At 51.9% G+C, this 25061-nt stretch carries 21 protein-coding genes; 11 read left to right on the top strand and 10 right to left on the bottom strand.

The window, feature by feature from the left end:
• Positions 1-4: 4 nt before the first annotated feature.
• Both OI69_RS14070 and OI69_RS14065 read right to left on the bottom strand, forming a co-directional pair.
• A complete protein-coding gene (locus OI69_RS14070) occupies positions 5-439 on the bottom strand; it encodes a putative T6SS immunity periplasmic lipoprotein (RefSeq protein WP_235319695.1) in 435 nt (144 codons plus the stop codon).
• Positions 439-969, bottom strand: a complete 531-nt coding sequence (locus OI69_RS14065; RefSeq protein WP_052198384.1) for a hypothetical protein — start codon at positions 967-969, stop codon at positions 439-441. The genes OI69_RS14070 and OI69_RS14065 overlap by 1 nt, the downstream gene beginning before the upstream one ends.
• Before the next feature lie 296 nt (positions 970-1265).
• On the opposite strand from OI69_RS14065, the gene OI69_RS14060 reads away from it, so the two are divergent.
• Positions 1266-2900, top strand: coding sequence for an ABC transporter substrate-binding protein (locus tag OI69_RS14060; RefSeq protein WP_039351666.1), 1635 nt, complete (start codon positions 1266-1268; stop codon positions 2898-2900).
• Positions 2901-2974: 74 nt separating this feature from the next.
• Here the strand turns inward: OI69_RS14060 and ribA are convergent, their stop codons facing one another.
• Complete coding sequence (gene ribA, locus OI69_RS14055) at positions 2975-3568, bottom strand: GTP cyclohydrolase II (RefSeq protein WP_039351664.1); 594 nt, start codon at positions 3566-3568, stop codon at positions 2975-2977.
• A gap of 265 nt (positions 3569-3833) precedes the next feature.
• Between ribA and pgpB the strand changes: the two genes are divergently transcribed.
• The 5 genes from pgpB (at position 3834) to yciH (ending at position 7587) form a co-directional block, all read left to right on the top strand.
• The gene (gene pgpB, locus OI69_RS14050) at positions 3834-4610 is read left to right on the top strand and encodes a phosphatidylglycerophosphatase B (RefSeq protein WP_039351662.1); all 777 of its coding nucleotides are present in this window, start codon (positions 3834-3836) and stop codon (positions 4608-4610) included.
• A gap of 230 nt (positions 4611-4840) precedes the next feature.
• The gene (locus OI69_RS14045; RefSeq protein ID WP_039351661.1) at positions 4841-5146 is read left to right on the top strand and encodes a LapA family protein; all 306 of its coding nucleotides are present in this window, start codon (positions 4841-4843) and stop codon (positions 5144-5146) included.
• A 12-nt stretch (positions 5147-5158) separates the two neighbouring features.
• Positions 5159-6328: a lipopolysaccharide assembly protein LapB gene (lapB, locus tag OI69_RS14040; RefSeq protein ID WP_039351659.1), complete on the top strand. Its 1170-nt coding sequence runs from the start codon at positions 5159-5161 to the stop codon at positions 6326-6328.
• Positions 6329-6511: 183 nt separating this feature from the next.
• On the top strand, positions 6512-7255 hold the full coding sequence (gene pyrF, locus OI69_RS14035) for an orotidine-5'-phosphate decarboxylase (RefSeq protein ID WP_039351657.1): 744 nt from the start codon (positions 6512-6514) through the stop codon (positions 7253-7255).
• The gene (gene yciH, locus OI69_RS14030) at positions 7252-7587 is read left to right on the top strand and encodes a stress response translation initiation inhibitor YciH (protein ID WP_039351655.1); all 336 of its coding nucleotides are present in this window, start codon (positions 7252-7254) and stop codon (positions 7585-7587) included. Before pyrF ends, yciH begins: the two co-directional genes overlap by 4 nt.
• Before the next feature lie 88 nt (positions 7588-7675).
• On the opposite strand, the gene osmB is transcribed toward yciH, so the two are convergent.
• The gene (gene osmB / locus OI69_RS14025; protein ID WP_039351653.1) at positions 7676-7888 is read right to left on the bottom strand and encodes an osmotically-inducible lipoprotein OsmB; all 213 of its coding nucleotides are present in this window, start codon (positions 7886-7888) and stop codon (positions 7676-7678) included.
• A 337-nt stretch (positions 7889-8225) separates the two neighbouring features.
• Between osmB and araD the strand changes: the two genes are divergently transcribed.
• Positions 8226-8921, top strand: coding sequence for an L-ribulose-5-phosphate 4-epimerase (gene araD, locus OI69_RS14020; RefSeq protein ID WP_039351651.1), 696 nt, complete (start codon positions 8226-8228; stop codon positions 8919-8921).
• Positions 8922-9031: 110 nt separating this feature from the next.
• On the opposite strand, the gene OI69_RS14015 is transcribed toward araD, so the two are convergent.
• The 3 genes from OI69_RS14015 to OI69_RS14005 all read right to left on the bottom strand — a co-directional run bounded on the left by OI69_RS14015 (position 9032) and on the right by OI69_RS14005 (position 15826).
• A complete protein-coding gene (locus OI69_RS14015) occupies positions 9032-11095 on the bottom strand; it encodes a carbon starvation CstA family protein (protein WP_039351649.1) in 2064 nt (687 codons plus the stop codon).
• A gap of 248 nt (positions 11096-11343) precedes the next feature.
• Positions 11344-13278, bottom strand: coding sequence for an exoribonuclease II (locus OI69_RS14010; RefSeq protein ID WP_039351647.1), 1935 nt, complete (start codon positions 13276-13278; stop codon positions 11344-11346).
• Between the two features lie 235 nt (positions 13279-13513).
• Entirely contained in the window at positions 13514-15826 is a 2313-nt protein-coding gene (locus OI69_RS14005) for an FdhF/YdeP family oxidoreductase (RefSeq protein ID WP_039351645.1), read from the bottom strand.
• A gap of 294 nt (positions 15827-16120) precedes the next feature.
• Between OI69_RS14005 and OI69_RS14000 the strand changes: the two genes are divergently transcribed.
• The 4 genes from OI69_RS14000 (at position 16121) to OI69_RS13985 (ending at position 22722) form a co-directional block, all read left to right on the top strand.
• A complete protein-coding gene (locus OI69_RS14000; RefSeq protein WP_039351643.1) occupies positions 16121-17023 on the top strand; it encodes a LysR family transcriptional regulator in 903 nt (300 codons plus the stop codon).
• 313 nt (positions 17024-17336) lie between these two features.
• A complete protein-coding gene (locus tag OI69_RS13995; protein ID WP_039351641.1) occupies positions 17337-20213 on the top strand; it encodes a flavocytochrome c in 2877 nt (958 codons plus the stop codon).
• 106 nt (positions 20214-20319) lie between these two features.
• On the top strand, positions 20320-21294 hold the full coding sequence (locus OI69_RS13990) for an FAD:protein FMN transferase (protein WP_039351638.1): 975 nt from the start codon (positions 20320-20322) through the stop codon (positions 21292-21294).
• A 306-nt stretch (positions 21295-21600) separates the two neighbouring features.
• Positions 21601-22722 carry an ABC transporter substrate-binding protein gene (locus OI69_RS13985; protein ID WP_052198383.1) on the top strand — a complete coding sequence of 374 codons (1122 nt, stop codon included), beginning with the start codon at positions 21601-21603 and terminating at the stop codon, positions 22720-22722.
• Positions 22723-22806: 84 nt separating this feature from the next.
• Here the strand turns inward: OI69_RS13985 and fabI are convergent, their stop codons facing one another.
• From fabI to OI69_RS13970, 3 genes are all read right to left on the bottom strand, one after another.
• On the bottom strand, positions 22807-23595 hold the full coding sequence (gene fabI / locus OI69_RS13980; protein ID WP_039351636.1) for an enoyl-ACP reductase FabI: 789 nt from the start codon (positions 23593-23595) through the stop codon (positions 22807-22809).
• Positions 23596-23787: 192 nt separating this feature from the next.
• Positions 23788-24603, bottom strand: coding sequence for a putrescine export ABC transporter ATP-binding protein SapF (sapF, locus tag OI69_RS13975; protein ID WP_039351634.1), 816 nt, complete (start codon positions 24601-24603; stop codon positions 23788-23790).
• The coding region (locus OI69_RS13970) for an oligopeptide/dipeptide ABC transporter ATP-binding protein (protein WP_039351632.1) at positions 24603-25061 on the bottom strand (459 nt) is incomplete at its 5' end. The genes sapF and OI69_RS13970, both read right to left, overlap by 1 nt.

Below are 25061 nucleotides of genomic sequence, written 5' to 3'. Positions count from 1 at the left end.
TACATCAGTAATAAGCGGCTTCATCCTTTCTAAGCGGTACGCTTCGGACACTGTCGGTGGTAAACGCTATCGCAGACACGACACTTCTTCGTGAATCACCGTATTTTTTCGATTGCAGGATATACCTGACGATGTATGTCCTGTCGTCTAAAAAGCGGTAAAAAGAAGGGGGAATGCACAGTTCGCCCCGTGTAACGGCTACGCTGGGATTTTCATACAGCGTCCATTCCAGTGGCTGAGCGGCTCTTGTGCTAATCGCAATAAGAGTGGGTTGGTAATCCCGAGCATCGCTAACTAAAAAGCAGAGATCGCTTCCCACTTGTCTGACTGATGTCAATTCGTCTGGCTTCAGGCGATCGCCCGAACCGGGGCAACCGACAAGAAGAAAACTCGGCACTATAAGCAGAAACGCAGACAATTTTGCAGTAAATGTCATCATTAATTCCAGGGAAAGAATTGCATGGTTTTTTGATATTGTTGCCGTATGGCAGCCTCAGAAGTATCGCCATCAAGGGTGACATCTCCCCGTGCTCTCAACATTTTCCACACTTGATAGCCGTATGTTTTTAAAACGAAATAATCAGCGATTATTTGTGCCTGCTGTTCCATTGGGTAGCATCTTAATGTGCGGTTACCAAGTTGGTAGCGATAACTGACAGCCCAACTGACCAAACCTCTAAATATGACATTCATACCTCGCTCACGCTGCCAGACGTGGCTCATTTCATGAATAAAGAGGTGTTGGTTGGACATATTCGTGAGGGAAAAATCGTTGCTATACCATGCCCGAAAGTACAGTTCTCCATTTGGACTCATGGCTGTGTTTTTATCTTGAAGGCCGAATGGAAGGTAACTGCCGTGATGAATCCAAACTTTGTGGTAGTGGATTGAATCACCAAAAATAGATTTAGCTAGCCTGATTTCACCAGACGTAAGCAACCGCAAGCTCCCTTCTTTTTGATTGTCCATAACAATCTCCATTTGTTATCGCTACGTAGGCTTATAGCTTGGACCATTGACGGTTAAAAATGAAGCGTTAATCCCAGCAGTGTAACGTTCATTCCAAGCGGTTAAGAAAGATATATTAGCTCTGATGCACCAGCGCACGTTTTCCCACATTAAAATCTCGTATCCTCAGGCGAATTATGGTTATGTTGTAGTGACGCTAACTACATGGGTAATAAGTAAAATTTATTACCTGAACACGCCCCGGATACAACACAAATGCTGCTTGAAGAAGGACGGGGATATCACAGGGGGGTTATATGAATGAAGTAATCAAAACGCGTTTCAAACACTCGCTGCTGCTGCTCACGCTGTGTACAGCGGGGGCGATGACATCAGTTTTTGCGGCTCAGGTTCCTGCCGGCGCGGTGCTGGCGGATAAACAAGAGTTGGTTCGAGGTAATGGTTCTGAGCCAGCATCGTTAGATCCGCATAAGGTGGAAAGCGATGTTGAAGGCCACATTATCAATGACTTTTTCGATAATCTGGTGCGTGTCAGTGATGACGGCACTATTCAGCCGCGACTGGCTGAGCGCTGGGATAATAAAGATAACACCGTGTGGACGTTCCACCTGCGGCCTGATGCCAAATGGTCCGATGGTTCACCGATTACTGCGGATGATGTGGTGTTCAGTTGGCGACGCCTTGGCGATCCGAAAACGCTGTCGCCTTACGGTAGCTATATCGCCAGTATGTATGTGAAGAATGCGGCGGATATTATGGCGGGCAAGAAAGCGCCAGATACCTTGGGTATCAAGGCGCTGGATAGTCATACCGTTGAAGTGACACTGGAGCATCCGCTTTCTTATTTCTTGGAAATGTCGGCTTACCACGTTCTGGTGCCATTACCGAAAGCGGTGCTTGAAAAGCATCCAGATAACTGGACGCAGGTCGGAAATTTTGTCAGCAGCGGTCCCTACACGTTGAGCGAGTGGGTCGTTAACGAACGTATCGTCGGCAAGCGCAATAACCAATATTGGGATAACGCGCATACCGTGATTAACAAAGTGACGTATCTGCCGATTAGTTCGCAGGCGGCGGAGTTAAACCGTTATAAATCCGGTGAGATTGATGTCACAGGACTGTTATCACCGATTCAGTTTGCATCATTGAAAAAAGAATACCCGCAGGAAGTGAAAGTATCGCCACTTCAGGGAACTTACTTCTACCAGTTTAATACCCAGAAACCACCATTTAATGATGCCCGGGTACGCCGTGCATTAGATCTTAGTCTGGATAAAACGGTGATTGCAGAAAAAGTCATGGGAATGGGGCAGCAGCCTGCGTACAGTCTGGTTCCGCAACATGCTGGAGGCTATATTCTGCAAAATCCAGAATGGGCCGGCTGGACGCAGGAACAGCGCAACGCCGAAGCAAAGAAGCTGCTGGCGGATGCTGGCTTTAATGAGAAAAACCCGCTGCGGTTTAACCTGCTTTATAATACGTCAGAGTCTCATCTGCGTGTCGCGATTGCTGCCAACTCGATGTGGAAGAAGAATCTTGGTGTGGAAGCAACTTTACAGAATCAAGAATGGAAAACGATGCTGGATACGATCCGCTCTGGTAACTATGAAGTGGTTCGATATTCCTGGATTGGTGACTACAATGAGCCAAGTACTTTCCTGGAGATTCTGCAATCGGGCAACAGCAACAACAATTCCAAATTCACTAGCCCAGAATATGATGCTCTGTTGCAGAAAGCATTAGCGGTAAACAGCAGAGAGGAAAGGCAAAAGATTTATCAACAGGCAATGGTGATTTTGGATCAGCAGATGCCTCTACTACCGATCTATCATTATTCTCAGCCACAGATGGTAAAAACATACATCGGTGGTTTTTCGCCGAACTTTCGCGGCGATTATTACACGCAAGATATGTATATTCTCAAGCACTAATCTAAATACAACAGCCGGTAAAAACCGGCTGTTAAGGTTACTGGCAGACACGATCCTGACACGACGTGGGATCGTTATTTTATATCCAACATGTGTCCCATTTTGGCAGCCTTGGTTGCCAGATAGTTCTCATTCTTTGGGTTACGCCCGACAATCAATGGCACACGCTCGACGATATTGATGCCTGCTTCATTGAGTATTTTCACTTTCTGCGGGTTATTGGTCAGCAAACGCACTTCATCAACACCCAGCAGCTTGAACATGTCAGCACACAGCGTGAAATCGCGCTCGTCGGCGGCGAACCCAAGTTGATGATTCGCCTCCACCGTATCGGCGCCCAAATCCTGCAATGCATAGGCGCGGATTTTATTGAGCAACCCGATATTACGACCTTCCTGACGATGGTATAGCAGCACACCGCGACCTTCTTCGGCAATGTGGCCTAATGCCGCCTCAAGCTGGAAACCACAGTCACAGCGCAGGCTGAATAAAGCATCCCCTGTCAGGCACTCGGAATGCACACGGGCAAGTACGGGAACTGAACCGGAAATATCACCATAGACCAGTGCAAGGTGATCGTGGCCCGTGGCCATCTCTTCAAAACCCACCATTAGAAAATCGCCCCACGGAGTGGGTAATTTGGCTTCCGCCACCCGTTTTAGCTGCATATTTTTCTCCCAAAAAAGCGGTATTCAAAAATAAAAAAATGCTGAGGCGAATCCTACTGCTGCCTATCACGCTTGACCAGCAAAAAAGCCTGTTTAAGGACGTCATAAAAATTGAATAACAACGCGGCCTGCATGAAGTGGAGTTATCGGTTCGTTGACAGAACTGAGCGCTATTTTACGCCATACTGACAGTTCATGTCGGATTTTCTGATAGAATCAGAAAAGCATTATTGCAAAGCATCATACTGAATTATAGGAAGAAATCATGTACGAAATTGCCAGACGAACCACCATTGGTGCTGCGCTATTATTGGTTATGCCAATGATTATCTGGATGAGCGGTTGGCAGTGGCAACCGGAGTATGGAGGGCTTTGGCTACGGGTACTCTTTTGGATCACGGAAACAGTCACATCGCCATGGGGTATTCTGACCAGCATCGTTCTAAGCCTCTGGTTTCTTTGGTGCTTACGTTTTCGTCTGAAACCTGCGCTCGGTCTGTTGGTGATTATGGTGATTACGGTGCTGATTGGGCAGGGCATCAAATCGACGATTAAAGAGTGGGCTCAGGAATCAAGGCCCTATGTCGTCTGGCTGGAGAAAAATCATCAGGTGGACGAGCGCTATTTTTACTCGCTGCCGCGCAAGGAGCGATCGGAACTGGTAAAAACGCAATTGCAGGATCAAACGCAGATCCCACAGTGGTTGCGTAGCCACTGGCAGTTTGAGACCGGTTTTGCTTTTCCCTCTGGGCACACCATGTTTGCCGCGACCTGGGCACTGCTGGCTGTCGGGCTGCTGTGGGCGCGTCGCCACTATAAAACGGTGGTGATCCTGATGCTTTGGGCTAGCGGTGTCATGGGGAGTCGTCTGGTACTTGGTATGCATTGGCCGCAAGATCTGGTGGTGGCGACGCTAATTAGCTGGCTATTGGTGGTGGTAGCCAGTGGGTTGGCACAACGCTGGTGTGGCCCCCTTTCGCTCCAGCATGAGGAAGTTCAAGAACAGGCGGAAGAAGATGCTGCTGAGAATAAATCCTCGTAGCGCCTTTATCATGAGTTATCTTCTATAAAACGCACCTGAATAGCCGTCGAGCGAAGAAACTATCTTGTTCAGCCCCGTGTTGATGTCCTTAGGTTAATATATAACAGGCGCAGACGACAGCGGGGCACTTCTGGATTTCCCTGTCCGTGCCAGACATGGTAATTTAATAGGGTTTATCGCCAAAATTTGGCATAATTCATCCGGTTAATGGATATCACAGGAAGAAAAATGTGAAATATTTTCTGATTTTTTTACTCGTGCTCGCGATATTCATCATTTCTGTCACCCTGGGAGCGCAAAACGATCAGGTTGTGACATTTAACTACCTGTTGGCGCAGGGGGATTACCGTATCTCCACACTGCTTGCCATGCTGTTTGCCTTGGGTTTTGCGCTTGGCTGGGTGATTTGTGGCCTGTTTTATCTGCGTCAGCGCATTGCGCTTGGCCGTGCACAACGTAAAATCAAGCGTCTGGAACAACAGCTTTCTCCCTCCGCCGAGGAGAATGTGACGCCTGCGCAGACGGTCACCCACTAAGGAATTCTCTCTATGCTAGAACTGCTGTTTCTGTTGCTGCCCGTGGCCGCCGCGTACGGCTGGTACATGGGTCGCAGAGGTGTGCAGCAGGACAAAGAGCAGGAATCCAACCGCCTGTCCCGTGAGTATGTGACTGGCGTTAACTTTCTGTTGTCTAACCAGCAGGACAAGGCAGTGGAGCTGTTCCTTGATATGCTCAAGGATGACAGTAATACCTTTGAAGCCCACCTCACACTCGGTAACCTGTTTCGCTCGCGTGGCGAAGTTGACCGGGCGATTCGTATTCATCATGCGCTGACTGAAAGTGCATCGCTAACGTTCGAACAACGTCTGCTGGCGGTGCAACAATTGGGGCGTGATTACATGGCCGCCGGGTTGTATGACCGCGCGGAAGAAAGTTTCAACCAGTTAGTGGATGAAGAAGACTTTCGCCGCAGTGCCTTACAGCAGCTATTACAGATCTATCAGGCGACTAGCGACTGGCAGACGGCGATTGATGTTGCTGAAAAACTGGTCAAGATGGGAAAAGATCAGCTCCGTGTTGATATTGCCCATTTTTACTGTGAACTGGCGCTGCTGGCGATGGGCAGCGACGATCTGGATAAAGCGTTGACGCTCCTGAAGAAAGGGGCGACGGCAGACAAACAGTGTGCTCGTGCATCTATCATGATGGGGCGCATTTACATGGCACAGCAGGATTATTCACGCGCTGTGGAGGCGTTGCGACAGGTTCTCGATCAGGATAAAGAACTGGTCAGTGAAACACTGCCGATGTTGCAAGAGTGCTATCAGTATTTAGATAAGCCCCTGGATTGGGCGCAGTTCCTCAAACGTTGCGTAGAAGAAAATACCGGCGCGACGGCTGAACTCATGCTGGCTGATATCTTGGAAAGAGAGGAGGGGGCCGAGGTTGCGCAGGCTTATATTAATCGTCAGCTTCAGCGTCACCCCACGATGCGTGTATTCCATCGCTTGATGGATTTTCACCTGCATGAAGCGGAAGACGGGCGAACAAAAGAAAATCTTCAGGGATTACGTGACATGGTGGGTGAGCAGATCCGCACCAAGCCGCGCTATAGCTGCCGCAAGTGCGGCTTTACTTCGCAATCGCTCTATTGGCAATGCCCTTCCTGTCGTACCTGGGCCAGCGTCAAGCCAATCCGTGGATTAGATGGGCAATAACGTCTTATGATATCGAATGAATGGTTGTTAACGCAATTTAGTTACAACATACTTATAGTTGTAGGCTAATTTCCGTTTCAGCAGGCTTCTTTAACGCCATTGCTTTTCAGGTGGCTGGGATTTCACTGACGGGGCATGTAGAATGCGGCGGGAATTTTGGCTTCGCAATAGACTGGGTGACGAATGAAAAACGAGAATCTACAGGAAAAGAATCAAACGGTATCATCCCCGATTGTGGTCGCGTTGGACTATGCCAGCCAAGATGCGGCACTGTCATTTGTTGACCGTATCGATCCGCAGGATTGCCGTTTGAAAGTAGGTAAAGAGATGTTTACCTTATTCGGCCCCCAGTTCGTACAGACGTTACAGCAGCGCGGTTTTGAGGTCTTTCTCGATCTAAAATTCCACGATATTCCGAATACCGTCGCTCATGCCGTTGCGGCAGCAGCCGATCTTGGCGTGTGGATGGTTAATGTCCACGCCAGCGGTGGTTCGCGTATGATGACGGCGGCGAAAGAAGCGCTAATGCCGTTTGGTAGCAATGCTCCGCTGCTGATTGCTGTGACGGTGCTCACCAGCATGGATGAAGAAGATTTACGCGGGCTTGGGATTACGCTCAGCCCGGCAGAGCAGGCAGAAAAACTGGCCGTGCTAACGCATAACAGCGGGCTGGATGGCGTGGTATGTTCCGCGCATGAAGCGCAACGGTTGAAGCAGGTATGCGGTCAGGCATTTAAATTGGTCACACCGGGAATTCGTCCGGCAGGCAGTGATGTTGGCGATCAGCGCCGTATTATGACGCCAGTTCAGGCGCAGCAGGCTGGTGTCGACTATATGGTGATTGGACGTCCGATCACTCAATCTGCGGATCCCGCCCAAACGCTGCGCGATATTCGTGCGTCATTGTTAAACGGTGCGGCATCATGAACATGCGTCGTGATGAGAATAGTCAACTGGTTTACTCCACGGAAACTGGGCGCATTAAGCCAGAAGAAGAAAAGACAGTGCGGCCAAAAGGGGATGGCATTGTGCGCATCCAGCGTCAAACCAGTGGGCGCAAAGGGAAGGGCGTATGCCTGATTAGCGGCCTCGATCTGGATGATGCCGAGCTGGATAAGCTGGCTGCTGAATTGAAGAAAAAATGCGGCTGTGGCGGTTCAGTGAAAGACGGTGTGATCGAGATACAGGGAGATAAACGCGATCTGTTAAAACAATTACTGGAAGCGAAAGGCATGAAGGTTAAGCTGGCTGGCGGCTAACGCCGACATACAGCTTGAGGTATGACAAATATATATGACAAATAAAAGCAGCAGGTTAACTCCCGTTAACCTGCTCCCTATGAATTCGTTAGTCGACCTGACGGCCAATCAGCCCGCCGATAGCTGCACCGCCCAGCGTTCCTAATGTTCCGCCATCCGTTAAGATTGCGCCACCTACCGCACCCGCACCCGCACCAATGGCGGTATTACGGTCACGTTTGGACATGTTTGAACAGCCTGCGAGTGTAACAGCAAGCGTAATCGCCAGAGCGGCTGTCGCAAAACGTTTAGTTAATTTCATTTTCTTCCCCTTTCTGCTCTTGGTCTCACGTTTCTTGTGAGGAAAATATCGAATAAAGCGCTTTATACGGTATTAAATAAAGAAATCGAGCCTTTCACCGCGTGATGGCAAGTATAATCATCGGGAAAAACGGCAACAGGTAAAAACTCTTAATTACCCTACGTTACCTTTAACGATAGCAATAATTGATAAAACAGGCTATTTTTTGAACAATTTTGTGGCGTGTCTCTTTCTTTTTCTCATAGCAGAACACCGCTAGGTCTTTAGCGATTTAGCCCATAGCGACCAGCCCGTCAGCCCGCGAGAATGGTGCTATCGTGCAGGTGGGAGGCTGATTATGTTAGAACTGTTAAAAAAACAGGTGTTGGAGGCCAACCTGGCCTTGCCGCAGCACAATCTGGTGACGTTTACCTGGGGAAATGTCAGCGCGGTAGATCGGCAACGCGGCCTGCTGGTGATCAAACCGTCCGGCGTGGAATACTCAGCCATGACGCTGGAGGATATGGTTGTCGTGGAGCTGGAAAGCGGTAAAGTGGTCGAGGGCACGAAAAAACCGTCGTCAGATACTGATACTCACCGTGTGCTCTATCTGGCGTTTGCCGACATTGGCGGTATTGTGCATACCCATTCGCGTCATGCCACGATCTGGGCGCAGGCGGGTAAAGATATTCCCGCTTGGGGAACAACACATGCAGACTACTTTTATGGACCGATTCCCTGCACGCGCCTGATGACGGATGAGGAAATCAACGGACGCTATGAGTGGGAAACCGGGCAAGTGATCGCCGACACTTTCCGCCAGCGTGGAATTTCTCCGATAGATGTCCCCGCCGTATTGGTCAACTCGCACGGCCCCTTTGCGTGGGGGAAAGATGCAGACAACGCGGTGCACAACGCCGTTGTTCTGGAAGAGCTTGCCTATATGGGGATTTTTTCACGTCAGCTCACGCCTCAGTTGGGTGAGATGCAGCAGACACTGCTGGATAAACACTATTTGCGCAAACACGGTAAGAACGCATATTACGGACAATAGCCGTAGCGGGATTCTCTTCTCTTTCCATTTCAGCGATATAGCGCCGCAAAACGTTCCCTCAATAAAAAATCCCTCCGCGAAGGAGGGATTGAAGGTGAGGTCGTAATAGTTTAAGGCTGAGCACCATCCCGCAACACAATCGGCGTCTCTTTTGCCGTTGGTACATTGCTGTTCAGCGCACGTCGAATGACAAAGAACGCGGAAACTAGCATCGTCACGGCAACCAGCATGAAGAACCCGCAGAGCGCGGCATTAATCTGATTGCTGAAGACGATGGTTTCCATGTCTTTAATTGATTTGGCCGGGGCAATCAGCGTGTTCTGTTCAATACCGGTGGCGAAGCGTTTCGCCTGAGCCAGAAAACCGATGCTGGGTTTTTCATGGAAGATTTTTTGCCAGCCCGCCGTCATCGACGTAATAAACAGCCAAACGGTAGGGACGATCGTCACCCAGGCATAGCGCTGTTTTTTCATCTTAAACAGCACTACGGTGCCGAGAATTAGCGCCATTGAGGCGAGCATCTGGTTACCAATACCAAACAGCGGCCACAGCGTATTAATGCCGCCCAGCGGATCGATAACACCCTGATAGACGAAGAATCCCCAACCGGAAACGGCAACGGTCGTACCCGCCAGATTCCCCAGCCAGGAGTGACTATTTGCTAATTTGGGAATCGCGATGCCAACCAGATCCTGCACCATGAAACGACAGGCGCGCGTCCCGGCATCCACGGCGGTCAGAATGAACAATGCTTCAAACAGAATCGCGAAGTGATACCAGAATGCCATCATCGCCCGGCTGTTAAAAATTTCCGTGATGATGTACGCCATGCCTACCGCGAAGGTTGGCGCACCACCGGCGCGGGAAAGGATCGAGGCTTCACCCACGTCATTGGCAATTGCGCTCAATTCCTGTGGGGTAATCACAAATCCCCAGCTATTGATGGCCTGCGAGGCGCTTTCCACCGTGGTGCCGATCAAGGCGGCAGGTGAGTTCATCGCGAAGTAGATACCTGGTTCGATAACCGAGGCGCAAATCAGCGCCATGATCGCCACGAAGGACTCCATCAGCATCGCGCCATAGCCGATAAAGCGGATATGGCTTTCACGCTCCACCAGTTTCGGCGTGGTGCCGCTGGAAACCAAGGCATGGAAACCGGAAATCGCACCGCAGGCGATGGTAATAAACAGGAAGGGGAATAGCGTGCCGGAGAAAACCGGGCCAGTGCCGTCAATAAAACGAGAAACGGCGGGCATCTTCATTTCCGGCATGGCGAACACGATACCGAAAGCCAGCCCGATAATGACCCCGATTTTCAGGAACGTAGAGAGATAATCACGCGGTGCCAGCAGCAGCCAGACGGGCAGGACAGAGGCAATGAAGCCGTAGATCACCAGAATCCAGGTGAGCGAGGTGCCTTTCAAGGTGAAGAATGGCCCCCAGTAAGGGTGTGCGGCGATGTTACCGCCGTAGACAATCGCCAGCATCATCAGCACAAAACCGATGATAGACACCTCAGCGATTTTACCCGGACGTAAAAAGCGCATGTAAACGCCCATAAAGAGTGCGATGGGGATGGTGGCCGCGATAGTGAACAACCCCCACGGACTTTCCGCCAGCGCTTTTACCACGACCAGCGCCAGCGCCGAGAGAATGATGATCATTACGCCTAATGCGCCGAGCATCGTGATAATACCCGCGAACGTCCCGAGTTCCTGTTTTGCCATTTCCCCCAGAGAACGACCATCGCGGCGGGTGGAGATAAACAGCACCAGAAAATCCTGCACGGCGCCTGCGAGCATTACGCCGACCAGAATCCAGATCGTACCGGGGAGGAACCCCATCTGTGCGGCGAGGATCGGCCCAACGAGTGGCCCGGCTCCGGCAATCGCGGCGAAGTGGTGACCGAACAGTACCCATTTATTGGTGGGAACGTAATCCAGGCCGTCGTTGTGACGTTCAGCCGGTGTCAGTCGGCGATCGTCTAGCTCAAACACCTTTTTGGCGATAAACAGGCTGTAAAACCGGTAGGCGATGCTGTAACACGATACCGCGGCGATAACCAGCCACACGGCATTGACGTGTTCACCGCGACTCAGTGCCAGCGTGGCGAACGCAAAGGCGCCCGCCAGACCGACCAGCAGCCAGATCACAATGCTCTTTACGTTACTCATAACAACGGCTCCTTCGTTATTCAGAAAGGGTGTAGCGCGAGTGTTAATGCAATTTAACAATAGTGGGTTTACTGGCGAAGAGAAGCGAATGGATGAGAAAATGTGAGCGAAGGTGAATTTATGTAAATAAAATTAAAGCCCAAACAAGGGCTAACGTACCAATCCGGTAGAAAATACATGCGGGCTAGTTCACTGTAAACGCCCGCACAGAGAGATTGCCGCCGAGGTGAGTCGGCGGCACAACGATATTATGCGGCTGGTTTTGCCACAATGCTGCGAGTTTCCAGACGGACTTCCGTAATGGCGACGTCCAGCGTATCCCCTTGACGATAAACGACGTCGCCTTTCACCGAAAGCGTGCCCATTTCCTGGCTGCACACCAGTTCATCGCGCACGGCGTGGATAAAGGAGGACGGGATAAATGCCACGGCACCGTTATCCAGCAGGCGAACGCGCAGGCCGCCGCGAGTAACATCCATGATTTCCGCGTTGAAACGAACGTCCGTTCCCGCTTTATCGCTGAGATAACGTGCATACAGCCAGTCACCGACATCACGCTCAGCCATCCGGTTGAGGCGACGGCGCTCGGCCAGTTGTACCGTGATGTCGTCCTGTGGTTTTTCCGCCGCCTGTCCGGTGATGACCGCTTTTAGTAAACGGTGGTTCACCATATCGCCGTATTTGCGGATTGGGGATGTCCAGGTGGCATAGGTTTCCAGCCCCAGACCGAAGTGCGGCCCAGGCGTGGTGCTGACTTCCGCGAAAGACTGAAAGCGACGAATACGGCTATCGAGGAACTGGGTCGGCTGGGCATCCAGTTCGCGGCGCAGCGTACAGAAGCCTTCCAGCGTCAACAGCGTCTGTGCGTCGGCTTTAACACCGTACGTATCCAGCACGGCAACCGCCTGATCAATCGATACGGGGTCGAAACCGTTATGCACGTTATAGATACCGAAGCCCAGTTTGTCGCGCAGTACCATGGCCGCGCAGACGTTGGCTGCAATCATGGACTCTTCGACAATACGGTTGGCAATACGACGGTGTTCAACCACGATATCCAGCACGTCGCCTTTTTCACCCAAGAGGAAACGATAATCTGGGCGCTCTTTAAACACCAGCGCATGGGTGGTACGCCATGCGCTGCGTGCCAGACAGAGGCGATGCAGCAAACGGATTTGTTCGGCGATGGCATCGTTTTGCGGCTGCCATTCGCCTTGTTCTTCCAGCCAGTCAGAAACGTTGTCATAGGCCAGTTTAGCTTTGGATTCGATCCAGGCGGCAAAGAAGTGGATGTCGTCACCCAACGCGCCATCGGCAGCAATTGTTACGCGACAGGCGAGAACAGGGCGACGCTCGTTCGGGCGCAGGGAACAGATATCATCCGATAGCGGGCGCGGCAGCATGGGGATATTGAAGCCGGGCAAATAGTTGGTAAAGGCGCGCTGGCGTGCAATATTATCCAGCTCGCTGCCCGCATCCACATATGCGGTTGGATCGGCAATCGCGATGGTTAATTGCAATGAACCATCGCCGTTGTCCTGCACGTACAGCGCATCGTCCATATCTTCGGTGCTGGCACTGTCGATAGTGACAAAGCTCAGCGCGGTGAGATCTTCGCGAGCGAGGTCGCCGTCATGGCGTTCGGTTGCGTCAACGTCCGGGGCCGATCGCTCCAGATTGTGACGTGACAGTGTCACCCACCATGGTGCTAACGGATCGTCACCCGTGGTGATGTACTGCGTCAGTTCGGCATGAAAGCCACGGTCGCCCTTCAGCGGGTGACGGCGCATTTCTGCCACTGCCCAATCGCCCTCCTGAAAAGGATGCGTAACATCGCGCGCGGCGCGGCAGGGAATCACGTCTTTCAGCAGCGGGTGATCGGGTGTAATGGATAGACGATCGTCTTTTTTATGGATACGACCCACAAATCGGGTAAGGAAGGGTTCGATCAGCGTTTCTGGCTCGACAATCTCCCGATCTTTTTCGGTATGCAGGGTGGCGGTAATCCGGTCGCCGTGCATCACTTTCTTCATGTGTGGCGGGGGAATGAAATAGCTTTTTTGTCCGTCAGCTTCAAGAAAGCCAAATCCTTTATCGGTGCCTTTGACGACACCTTCAACTCGGGGAGCCTGAGAGTGAAGTTGCTGTTTTAGCTGTGCAAGCAGCGGGTTATCTTGAAACATAGCGTCCAGAAATACGGTTGTGAGTGGCTCGATTAGCGGTTCACAGTTTTACTCGAATCGGGTGCTGGCGGCAAGAATAATCGGGGATGGCAGGGTTACATAACGGCTGTCGATGCGTGAATAAATTCGAGCCAAGCCGATGCGACTTTTCCGTCGGCCACCTGCCGTAGGCGCTGTTGATTTCGCCACACGGCAGGCCGTCTGCATGATGATTTACTGCCTGATGGATAGAGGGTCAGGCGATACGTAGCAAAGGCTCTGCCTGCGTACTGCGGCGAACGCTAACCGGCACGGATTTAGATGTCGGCGTGTGTGTTTCATCGCCAAAACTGGATAGCGGCACCAGCGGGTTGGTTTCCGGGTAATAAGCCGCCAGATTGCCGCGTGGGATCGCGTAGCTCACCAGCTTGAAGCCGTTGACGACGCGAGTGATGCCATCGTTCCACAGCGTCTCGATATCGACTCGATCGCCATCTTCCAATCCTAACGCGGCGATGTCATCCGGGTTCATGAATAGCACTTCACGTTGACCATAAACGCCGCGATAGCGGTCATCCAGGCCATAAATCGTGGTGTTGTACTGATCGTGTGAACGCAGCGTTTGCAGCGTGAAAGGTACATCACTGCCTTGTAACTGCGGGAATAGCGTATCGGGCAGCATGGCATGGCTGAATTGCGCTTTCCCGCTGGGGGTGTTAAAGCGGAGCTCAGCGGCGGCATTACCGAGATAGAATCCGCCCGGCAGGTCGCAGTTGGCGTTGAAATCGGTGAAGCCGGGAAGGGTGGCGGCGATATGATCGCGGATGCGTGAATAATCATCCGCCAGCGTCAGCCAGTTGAGCTTTTCATGGCCGAGAACCGCATCAGCGATACCGGCGACAATCGCGGTTTCCGAACGCTGCAACGGCGAAAGCGGCTGCCCGACGCCTTGTGAGGCGTGCACCATACTGAAAGAGTCTTCGACGGTAATAAACTGTGCGCCGCTGGCCTGCATATCGAGATCGGTGCGGCCAAGCGTCGGCAGAATCAGCGCATCGACCTTGCCGGTAATCAGGTGGCTACGGTTGAGCTTGGTGCTGATGTGGACGGTCAAATCGCAACGGCTGAGTGCGTCTTCGGTGCGTGCCGAATCTGGCGCGGCGGCGGCGAGGTTACCACCCAGCGCGATAAGCACTTTTATCTCATCACGCAGCATGGCTTCCAACGCCTCTACCGTATTGTGACCTGCGGCATAAGGCGGTGTGAAATCATAATGCGCCGCCAGACGGTCGAGAAACGCGGCAGTCGGTTTCTCATCAATACCCATTGTGCGGTTACCTTGCACATTACTGTGACCACGTACCGGACACAGCCCAGCTCCCGGCTTCCCTAATTGCCCGAACAGCAGTTGCAGGTTCACGATTTCCCGCACGGTAGCGACGGAATGCTTGTGCTGGGTAATCCCCATTGCCCAGGTGCAGATCACTCGCGGTGACTGCTGATAAATGGCGGCGACGTAACGCAACTGCGCTTCACTCAGGCCGGATTGCTGCTCAATTTTTTGCCAACTTGTGGCATCGACTGCCGCCAGATAGTCGTCCACCTGCTGGGTATGCGTGGACAAGAAATCCTGATCAAATAAGCCAGCTTCTCCGGTAGCCAGACGCTGGCGATGCGTTTGCAACAGCGCTTTTACCATGCCACGCACAGCGGCCATATCACCGCCCAGATTGGGTTGCAGATAGGTTTCGCTGATGGTGCCGGACAGCGGTGTGAGCAGTTCCAGCGGGTTCTGCGGATTGGCAAAGCGTTCCAGACCGCGCTCGCGTAGCGTATTAAATGAAACGATGTGCGCACCGCGATCGGCAGCATGGCGCAGGCTGTGCAGCATCCGCGGATGGTTGGTGCCGGGGTTCTGACCAAAGACAAAAATCGCGTCGGCGTGTTCGAAATCATCCAGCCGAATAGTGCCTTTGCCGACGCCGATGCTTTGTTTCAGGCCGGTTCCACTGGCTTCATGACACATATTCGAGCAGTCAGGAAAATTGTTGGTGCCCAGCATGCGACCAAAAAGTTGATACAGATAAGAGGCTTCATTGCTGGCGCGTCCCGACGTATACAATTCTGCCTGATTCGGGTTATCCATGTTATTGATGTGGTGGGCGATCAGTGCAAATGCGGCGTCCCAGTTGATAGGAACATAGCGATCGCTGGCGCGGTCATAACGCATCGGATGGGTCAAGCGTCCCTGATACTCCAGGAAATAGTCGCTTTGCTGACGTAGTGTCGTGACGCTGTGAGCCGCAAAGAAATCCAGATCGACCGACTTGCGCGTTGCTTCCCAACTGACAGCTTTGGCACCGTTTTCACAGAAGCTGAACGTGCTGCTGTTGTCATCACCCCAGGCACAGCCGGGACAGTCAAAGCCTTTCGATTTATTGACCCGTAACAAATTTCGGATATTTTTCAGCGCTTGCTTGCTGTCGAGAACAAAACGCGTGGTGGCTTCCAACGAGCCCCAGCCGCCAGCCGCGTTGCGGTATGGCTTGATGGATGGTTTGAATTTCATAGACGTTCCGCAGGTGAATAAACCCGTCATACTTCAAGTTGCAGGTGTGTTGGCTGCCTCGCTCACCCCAGTCACTTACTTGAGTAAGCTCCTGGGGACTCGCTGCGTTGCCGCCGTCCTGAAACTCGAATTATTTAGGGTTTTGTTTTTTTTATGTGAACAAAAGTTTAAATATTTGCTCTTGAGAGAAGTGTAGGTGTCGTCGGCGATCGCGTCTAATCAAATGCGGCTATGGTGGGATAGAGGGCATTTATCGATGATATACTCGACTCTCACCCACTACAGAGTCTGACGATGGATATTAAGCAACTGCAATACCTCTGCAATCTGGAGAAAGAGCGTCATTTCGGCCGGGCAGCGGAGGCCAGCTTTGTCAGCCAGCCGACGCTCTCTATGCGGTTGAAAAATCTGGAGCGCGAGCTGGATCTGGCGTTAATTAACCGGGGTAACAATTTTGAGGGTTTTACGGCCGAAGGCGAACGCGTGCTGGCCTGGGCGCGGGAAATTGTCTCGGTGTATCAGGGGTTAAAGCTGGAAGTCGCATCGCTGAAGCGCGGCGTGAGTGGGGTCTTACGCATTGGCGCGGTGCCGCAAAGCAGTATCGCGCTGTCGAGCCTGCTGGCAGCGATAAACGAGGTTTATCCGCAATTGGATTTTCAGATCTCGCTATTCAGTGCGGATCAATTACTGGAAGCGCTGAATGCGCATTCCGTGGATGTTGGCATCGGCTTTTTCGAATTTTCGACGCTACAGGAGTTGCACTTTCAGGCGTCGCCGTTAACGGAGCAGGGTGTGGATGTGCTGTTCCATCCACAACATTTCCCGCAGTTGATGGGTGACACGCCGTTGGATCTCGAGGCTCTTTCCGATCTGCCGCTCTGTCTGGCGGAGGCCAGCCGTTATTTCCGTCGCTATCTGGATAGCCACTTCCGCGAAATGGGTGTATCGCCGTGGGTTAAGGTGGAAAGTGCTTCCATCCTGCAACTGCTGCAAAGCGTTTATGTCGGGCTTGGGTGCGCGATTGTTCCCCATGGTAGCCTCATCCCGCAAATGACGCCCGCGTTAGCGCTACGGCCGCTGCAATTTCCGCCGATGCGTCGTCGGGCTGCGGTCGTTGTCGCGCAGGTGGGCAAAGCGACGCCGCTGGCACAGAACTTTTTTGATGTGGCACAGCAGTGGTTGCAAACGCAGTCATAATCTGGCTCGTTTTTATTTTCTGGCGCATTTTTTGTTATGCAGAATATCAATAATATCTGATTAGTTATTTTCAAGATAAATAAATGTTAATGAGGTAAATGGAATATTAAATATAAAAATGGATTGTGCAAATATCCCTAGTGAAAGCGGAATAACAAAAATAGTTTAAATAGTAAAAAAACGTTTTATAACATTTAAAAAAATAGATACTTGGTAAGTAATAAGTTCGCAAATTATCAGCCAGAATAATTGACGATTAAAAACAAACATGGCCTTTTCGAACAGGATTTTTATTTTAAGTGGAGTATTCATTATGAAGAATAGTCACCATGATTTATTTGCTGCTTTTACACTCCCCAACGGCGCGACGCTGAAAAACCGGGTACTGATGGCACCCATGACCACCTGTAGCGGGTTTTACGATGGGAGTGTGACTAAAGAGCTGGTGGAATATTATCAGGCCAGAGCGGGTCGCATCGGCACTGTGATTGTGGAATGCTGTTTCATTGATGACAAAGGGTTGGCTTTTCCCGGTGCGATAGGAATAGACAACGACGACAAAATCGCCGGACTGGCTAAAATCGCGACGGCGATTAAAGAAAAGGGATCGACGGCAATCCTGCAAATTTATCACGGCGGCCGTATGGTTGAACCGCGTTTTATCGGCGGTGCCACACCGGTCGCGCCCAGTGCGATTGCCGCACCGCGCGCAGGCGCGATCGTTCCGGTAGCACTGACGGGGGACGAGGTTGACGCCATGATCGCAAAATTTGGCGATGCTGTCCGGCGCGCTATTCAGGCAGGGTTCGATGGGGTTGAAATCCACGGTGCGAACACCTATCTGATCCAACAATTCTATTCTCCCCACTCGAATCAGCGTACAGACAAATGGGGCGGCAGTCGTGATAAACGCGCCGCATTTCCGCTGGCGGTGTTAGATATTACCCATGACGTCGCGGATCAATACGCGGATTCCTCGTTCATTATCGGCTATCGTTTTTCGCCAGAAGAGATCGAAGAGCCGGGTATTCATTTTGATGATTCGCTTTATCTGCTGGAAAAATTAGCGGCACGCGGGCTGGATTACGTTCACTTCTCGATGGGAAATATTCTGCGTTCATCCATTGTGGAAAAAAATGATCCGACGCCGCTGATCAAAAAATATGTTACCCGTCGTTCCGCGACATTAGCCGCGATTCCGGTGATTGGCGTCGGGGATATTGTCAATCAGGCCGATGCAGAAGCCGCGTTAGACAATGGCTATGACCTCGTTGCGGTTGGCAGAGCCTGTATTGCTTATCCAGACTGGACAGATCGCATCGCTGAACAGGAAAAACTCGATCTTTATATCGCCAGCGATAAGCGTGAAGCATTAATAATTCCTGAACCGCTGTGGCGCTTCTCATTAGTTGAAGCCATGATTCGGGACGTGAATTTAACCAGCAAGAAATTTAAATCCGGCGCTTATCAGGAACGTGTTCAGGATGACGGTAGCGAACTGCAAATTACCGTCCATTTTGAACACAATCGGGTTGCCGATATCGCGTTGGATAACCGCGAGATGGATGCTTCACTGAAAATCAGTTTTGACATCATCCGCGAACGCATTCTGGATACCAATAGTCCACACGTTGATGCCGTAACGGGCGCAACGGCACAGAGTGAAGCGATTAAAAAGGCCGTCACCAAAGCAATGGTGAAATCGAGCAAAGACGCGATTCTGGCCGAGGGCGGTAACCCGAATGCACGCCGTGAAGCGGATGTGGTGGTGATTGGCAGCGGCGGCGCGGGGCTGGCGGCGGCGATTCAGGCCAGCGAAGCGGGCGCGCGCGTTATCGTGATTGAAAAGATGCCGGTCATCGGCGGAAACACCATCAAGGCTTCTGCCGGCATGAACGCGGCAGGCACGGTCTTTCAGCAGAATAAAGGGATTGAAGACAGCCAGACACTGTTTTATGAAGAAACACTGAAAAGTGGCAAACAGATAAACAACCCAGCGCTGGTGCAATATTTCGTCGAGCACGCGTCGGATGCGATCAACTGGCTGGCGCAGCACGACATCGAACTGAGCGACATCACCACCACGGGCGGCATGAGCGTGGACAGGACGCATCGGCCTGCCAGCGGTGCGGCGGTAGGGGGCTATCTGGTCAGCGGGCTGATTAAAAACCTCAATAAGCACAATATCGAAGTACTGCTGGAAACGGCGGTAACGGAAATTGTGCAGGAGAAGGGCAAAGTTACCGCTGTCCGAATCGTCAACGATGAACAGGAAGAAAATCTGATTGCGACAAAAGCGGTGATTGTTGCCACGGGCGGTTTCAGTGCCAATCAGGCGATGGTTGAGTCATATCGTCCCGATCTGAAAGGCTTTGTCACCACCAACCATAAAGGGGCGACGGGGGGGGGGATCCGTCTGCTGGAACAGATTGGCGCGGATACGGTGGATATGGGGGAAATTCAAACCCATCCGACGGTTGAACAGACCACTTCTTATCTGATCTCCGAATCCATTCGCGGCGGTGGAGCCATTCTGGTATCGCAGCGCGGGGAACGTTTCTTTAATGAGATGGAAACACGCGATAACGTCTCGTCAGCCATTGTTAATTTACCGGAAGGTTATGCGTACATCCTGTTCGACGAGCAGGTAAGAAACCGCAATCGTGCGGTCGAAGAGTACGTCTCACAGGGGCTGACCGTCAGCGCAGGGAGCGTCGCTGAACTGGCCGACAAGCTCGACATGCCACAGGCAGTGCTGCACGCCACGCTCGAACGCTACAACGTGTTTATTGCTCAGAAGCACGACGAGGACTTTGGCCGTACAACAGGGATGCGCGATCCGCTGAATCAGGCACCTTATTACGCCATTAAGGTAGCGCCGGGTGTGCATCACACCATGGGCGGCGTTACTATCAACGAGAAAGCGGAAGTGCTTAACCGCCACAAAGAGACGATTTCCGGTGCGTATGCGGCAGGGGAAGTGGTTGGGGGGATCCACGGAGCGAACCGCATTGGTGGTAACGCGGTAGCGGATATTATTATCTTCGGCATTCAGGCAGGGATTCAGGCGGCGGCGTATGTGCGGGCACCACGTCATTCTGGCGCTTTTCCAACGAAGGCGCGTAAGCCAAGGTTTGCGAACGCGGCGGCGAAAATCGCTAAAAATCAGCCGATGCTGATAGAGGAATAAGCGTTAGTAATAAAATCGTCGTACTGCTGGCGCGCGTCTGAAAGGGCGCTCGCCATTTTCCGCCCCTTTCCTCTCAGTGTCGCCATTCGTTCATGGGAGTTGCCTTATGCCGTCAGTCGATAACGCTTATGTTTATTCCGTTAATCTGATGGGTAGCCCCATCCAGCTCAAACTGTTTGTTCATGATGAAACCGCCGTCAGGCAGGTTTTCCTGCGCATCAAACAGCTTGAGGATGCTCTTACCGTTAATCGGGCACAGTCGGAAGTGATGAGCATTAACCATGCGGCAGGTAAAGCGTATGTTTCGGTCAGCCCGGTTGTCTTTGAACTGATTAAACGCGCCAAAGCGGTGAGTCTGATTGAAAACAGCGGCTTTAATGTGGCGATTGGTCCTGTTGTCAAACTCTGGAAAATCGGTTTTAGCGGTAGCACGGTGCCTGACAGCGCATCGATACAACGGGCGCTGGCATTCACGCATCCCGAACGCATTATCCTCAGAGAACAGGATCGCGCGGTGCTGTTAGAACGAGCAGGAATGGAGATCGACCTGGGAGCGATTGCGAAAGGTTACATTGCCGATATCGTCAGAGATGTCCTGCATCAACATGCGATTCAGGATGCGTTGATCAATTTGGGCGGTAACGTGCTGGCTATCGGCAACGCGCTGACGGATGAGCAAGGGCTATGGCGTATTGGCTTGCAGAAACCTTTCGCGGATCGCGATAGTCTGCTTGGTCTTATCAAGGTGCAGAACAAATCCGTGGTGACATCCGGCGTCTATGAGCGTTTTTTTACCGTGGATGACCAAATCTATCACCATATTCTCGATCCCCGCACGGGTTATCCGCTGGATAATGAATTACACAGTGTGACAGTTATTTCCAACGACTCTCTCGACGGCGATATTTACACCACATTATTGTATGGCATGGGGGTCAGCGCGGGTATTCACTTTCTACGAAACCAGCCGGATATCGACGCTATCTTTGTGACGAAAAACCGAAAGATTATCTTTTCTTCTCAGCGGCATCATACGTTTGAGTTGCTGGATAAGGATTATTTGATTACTCAGCATGAATGACTAGCCATTTATTTGATTCTGTGTGCAAAAATCAAACATGAGCATTGGTTAAGTAGATATCGCGCGACTGGTGTGCAGATAAATTATCCGTGGCTTACACACCCAGAAAACGAACGTGCCCGATTTGCCGGACAATCTCCAGATGTCTATGATACGCCGGTTTGGGTGAACATCTATCCGAAATGGCGGCGCTGTATCCTGAAAGCGAAAACGCATCCTGTCACAGCGCAGTATTCATTGGCGCTGAACCCTGCTATATATGAGATGAGCCTCAGACTGATTCACTGAAAAAAGGAAACGTTGATTATGAAGGTATTCTCTCCCCTCCCTCCGTTTGTCTCGGGAGCTGTTCTTTTGACCGCAGGAGTTTTCACCCTAACGGCTCAGGCTGCCGTGAGTCAGGAGAACCGTTCACTGGAACATATATATCAGAGCGCGCTAAAAGAAGGGGGCGTCGTTACTGTTTATGCGGGCGGAGACACCCCCGGACAGCAGGATGGCATCAAGCAGGCGTTTGAAAAACGCTTTCCTGGTATGAAGCTCAACGTTATCGTCGATTACAGCAAGTTTCACGATGCTCGCATCGACAACCAGTTAGCGACCAAATCGCTTGTGCCTGACGTTGTCCAATTGCAGACCCTACAGGATTTTCCTCGTTGGAAGAAAGAGGGTGTACTGCTGAACTATAAGCCAGCGGGCTGGGATAAAATCTGGCCTGAATTCCGCGATGGTGATGGTGCCTGGACTGGCGTCTTTGTTGACGCCTTCAGCAATGTGGTGAACAGCCGGCAGCTTCAACAGAAGGACTGGCCGCGTGAAGCCGCTGACTATCTGCGTCCAGAGCTGAAAGGCAAAATCGTTGTCACATACCCGAATGATGATGATGCGGTGCTTTTCTGGTTTAAGCAGGTCGTGGATAAGCACGGCTGGAGCTACGTTCAGAAGTTTAGCGAGCAGGATCCTATGTACGTTCGCGGGACTCAGGCGCCTGCCGATGATGTAGAAAGCGGCAAGGCCACGGCGACGTTTTCAACGGACGGCGCGCTGACCGTGGATGAAAAGTCAGCCTCACGGTTTGTGCTTCCTGAACATGACCCGTTTGTCTCTTGGGCTCAGAGAGCAGCGATCTTTAAAGACGCTAAGCACAAAGAAGGGGCAAAGCTCTATCTGAACTGGTTACTGGATAAAGAAACCCAGAAAAATGTGTGGTACATGTGGTCAGTGAGAACTGACGTGACACCGCCCGCAGGCTATAAGCACATCTGGGAATATAAAAATACCAGCCCGGCAGCCTTTGACAAATTCATGAGCGACAGAGCGGCGGTAGAACGTTTCCGCTCGCAGATCGGTCTGTATCTGGGCGAAGTTAAAGGAGAGCCGTCTCCTGGATGGTTGGGACTGCATCCTGAACAGCCTCTCCCACATTAAAATGCAAAAAGGCGCGACGCGCCTTTTTCGCTAGCCAATAAAAATGCGCGCCTTTGCAGGCGCGCATTTTTTATAACCAGTAGCTTATTTCAGTTCCAGTTCGTTCATTGCGGCGATGCTGAAGCCGCCGTCAACGTGCAGGACTTCACCGGAGATACCGGCAGCCAGATCGGAGCACAGGAACGCGGCAGAGTTGCCCACATCTTCAATGGTAACAACGCGACGGATTGGCGTAACGGCTTCGCAATGCGACAGCATTTTCTTGAAGTCTTTGATGCCGGACGCCGCCAGCGTACGAATCGGGCCAGCAGAGATAGCGTTCACACGCACGCCCTGAGCACCCATGGCATTCGCCATGTAACGAACGTTCGCTTCCAGAGACGCTTTTGCCAGACCCATTACGTTGTAGTTCGGGATGGCGCGCTCAGCACCCAGATAGGACAGTGTCACCAGCGCTGAGTTCGGGTTCAGCATCTTACGGCAGGCTTTCGCCATCGCAACGAAGCTGTAAGAGCTGATATCGTGAGCGATATTGAAACCTTCACGGGTAACGGCATCAACGTAGTCACCGTCCAGTTGGTCGCCCGGCGCGTAAGCGATCGAATGCACGAAGCCATCAAAGGTCGGCCATACGTTAGCCAGTTCGGTAAACAGTGCTTCGATGCTGGCATCTTCAGCGACATCACACGGCAGAACGATGCTGGAACCCAGTTCGCTGGCAAAGCCTTCAACGCGTGCTTTCAATTTGTCGTTCTGATAGGTGAAGGCCAGTTCGGCACCTTCACGCTGCATTGCTTGTGCAATACCGTAGGCAATAGAACGGTTGCTGGCAACACCTGTTACCAGAATGCGCTTACCGGTAAGAAAACCCATAGCAGTAATCCTTGTGATCATTGTTGCTGCGATCGCCATCTCTGTGCCGGTACAGGTACGCGGCAAGTGACGACCGAGATGAATAAACCGCGCGATTCTACCATGTTGGGGACGGTAGCGGTACTCCGAGCAGTATCCTCCCTGTTTCCACTGTCCTGTGGTCACAGGGAATACCGTCGTCGCGCGCGGAGATTAACGTTGTGCGCCGTCGCGTCGCCAGGCGTCGGCGCTGAGTGCTTCGCCGAAATGGCTGGCAATCAAACGTTTCGTCAGGTCATGTAGCGGGGCGGCCAATACATCGGCGGTACTGCCACGTTCTACCACTTCGCCAGCCTGCATCACCAGAATCTGGTCGCTGATGTGTTTCATCATGCCCAGATGCTGTGTCACGTAAATATAAGAGATACCGTGCTTTTCCTGTAATTCCAGCATCAGGTTGATAATCTGTGACCGCATAGACATATCCAGTGACGCCAGCGCTTCATCGGCAACAATCACCTTCGGTTGCAGGATCAGCGCGCGCGCCAGGCCGACGCGCTGCTTTTGCCCCGGTGCCAGCGCATGCGGATAGTAATAGGCGTGATCGGGACGTAACCCGACCTGATACAGTGCCTGATTAATCGCTCTTTCACGCGCTTCGGCACTGAGATCGGTATTCAGCCGCAGCGGCACATCCAGCAGTTGCCCAATGCGCTGACGTGGGTTGAGCGCATTGCTGGCATCCTGAAAGATCATGCGGATGCGCTGGCTGCGATAACGGTAATCACCGTAATGCAGCGGATGATCGTCGATAACCAGCTCGCCGGAGGTCGGCGCAATCATGCCGGAAAGCATTTTGGCCAATGTCGATTTCCCCGAACCATTCTCGCCAATGATGGCGAGCGTTTGCCGCTCACGTAGCGTAAAGCTGACAGATTTCACCGCTTCAACATGCTGACGACGGAATAATCCGGTCCGATAGCGGAACGTCTTGGTCAGATTGCGGGCTTCAAGTAGCATCTCAACCATCACGGTTCCTCCATGTTGAGCGGAAAGTGGCAGGCATATAAGTGGTTCTTAACCGAAAGCAACGGTGGCGTTTGCATGCACTGTTTTTGTGAGTAAGGGCAGCGTGGGCCGAGTCGACAGCCAATGGGCAGGTGTTCCAGTGAGGGAATCGCGCCAGTTAGCGTGTTCAGCCGGCTTTTGTGCGGCAGCGAACGGCCGAAATCGGGCATGGCGCGAATCAGCGCCTGCGTATAAGGATGATGCGGCGCGGTGATCAAATCTTCACTGGTCGCGCTTTCCACCGTTTGCCCGCAATAGAGCACGTTAATCCGGTCAGCCCATTTACTCATGGTTTGCAGGTCATGGCTGATGAGCAGAATGGTGGTGTTATTGTTTTGGTTCAAGCGCGACAGCAGGCGGAAAATCTGCGCCTGCGTGGTGGATTCCATCGCATTGGTCGGCTCATCGGCAATCAGCAG

The sequence above is a fragment of the Pectobacterium fontis genome, from assembly GCF_000803215.1.
Classification (GTDB): Bacteria; Pseudomonadota; Gammaproteobacteria; order Enterobacterales; family Enterobacteriaceae; genus Pectobacterium; species Pectobacterium fontis.
This window is presented reverse-complemented; position numbering and strand designations above follow the sequence as displayed.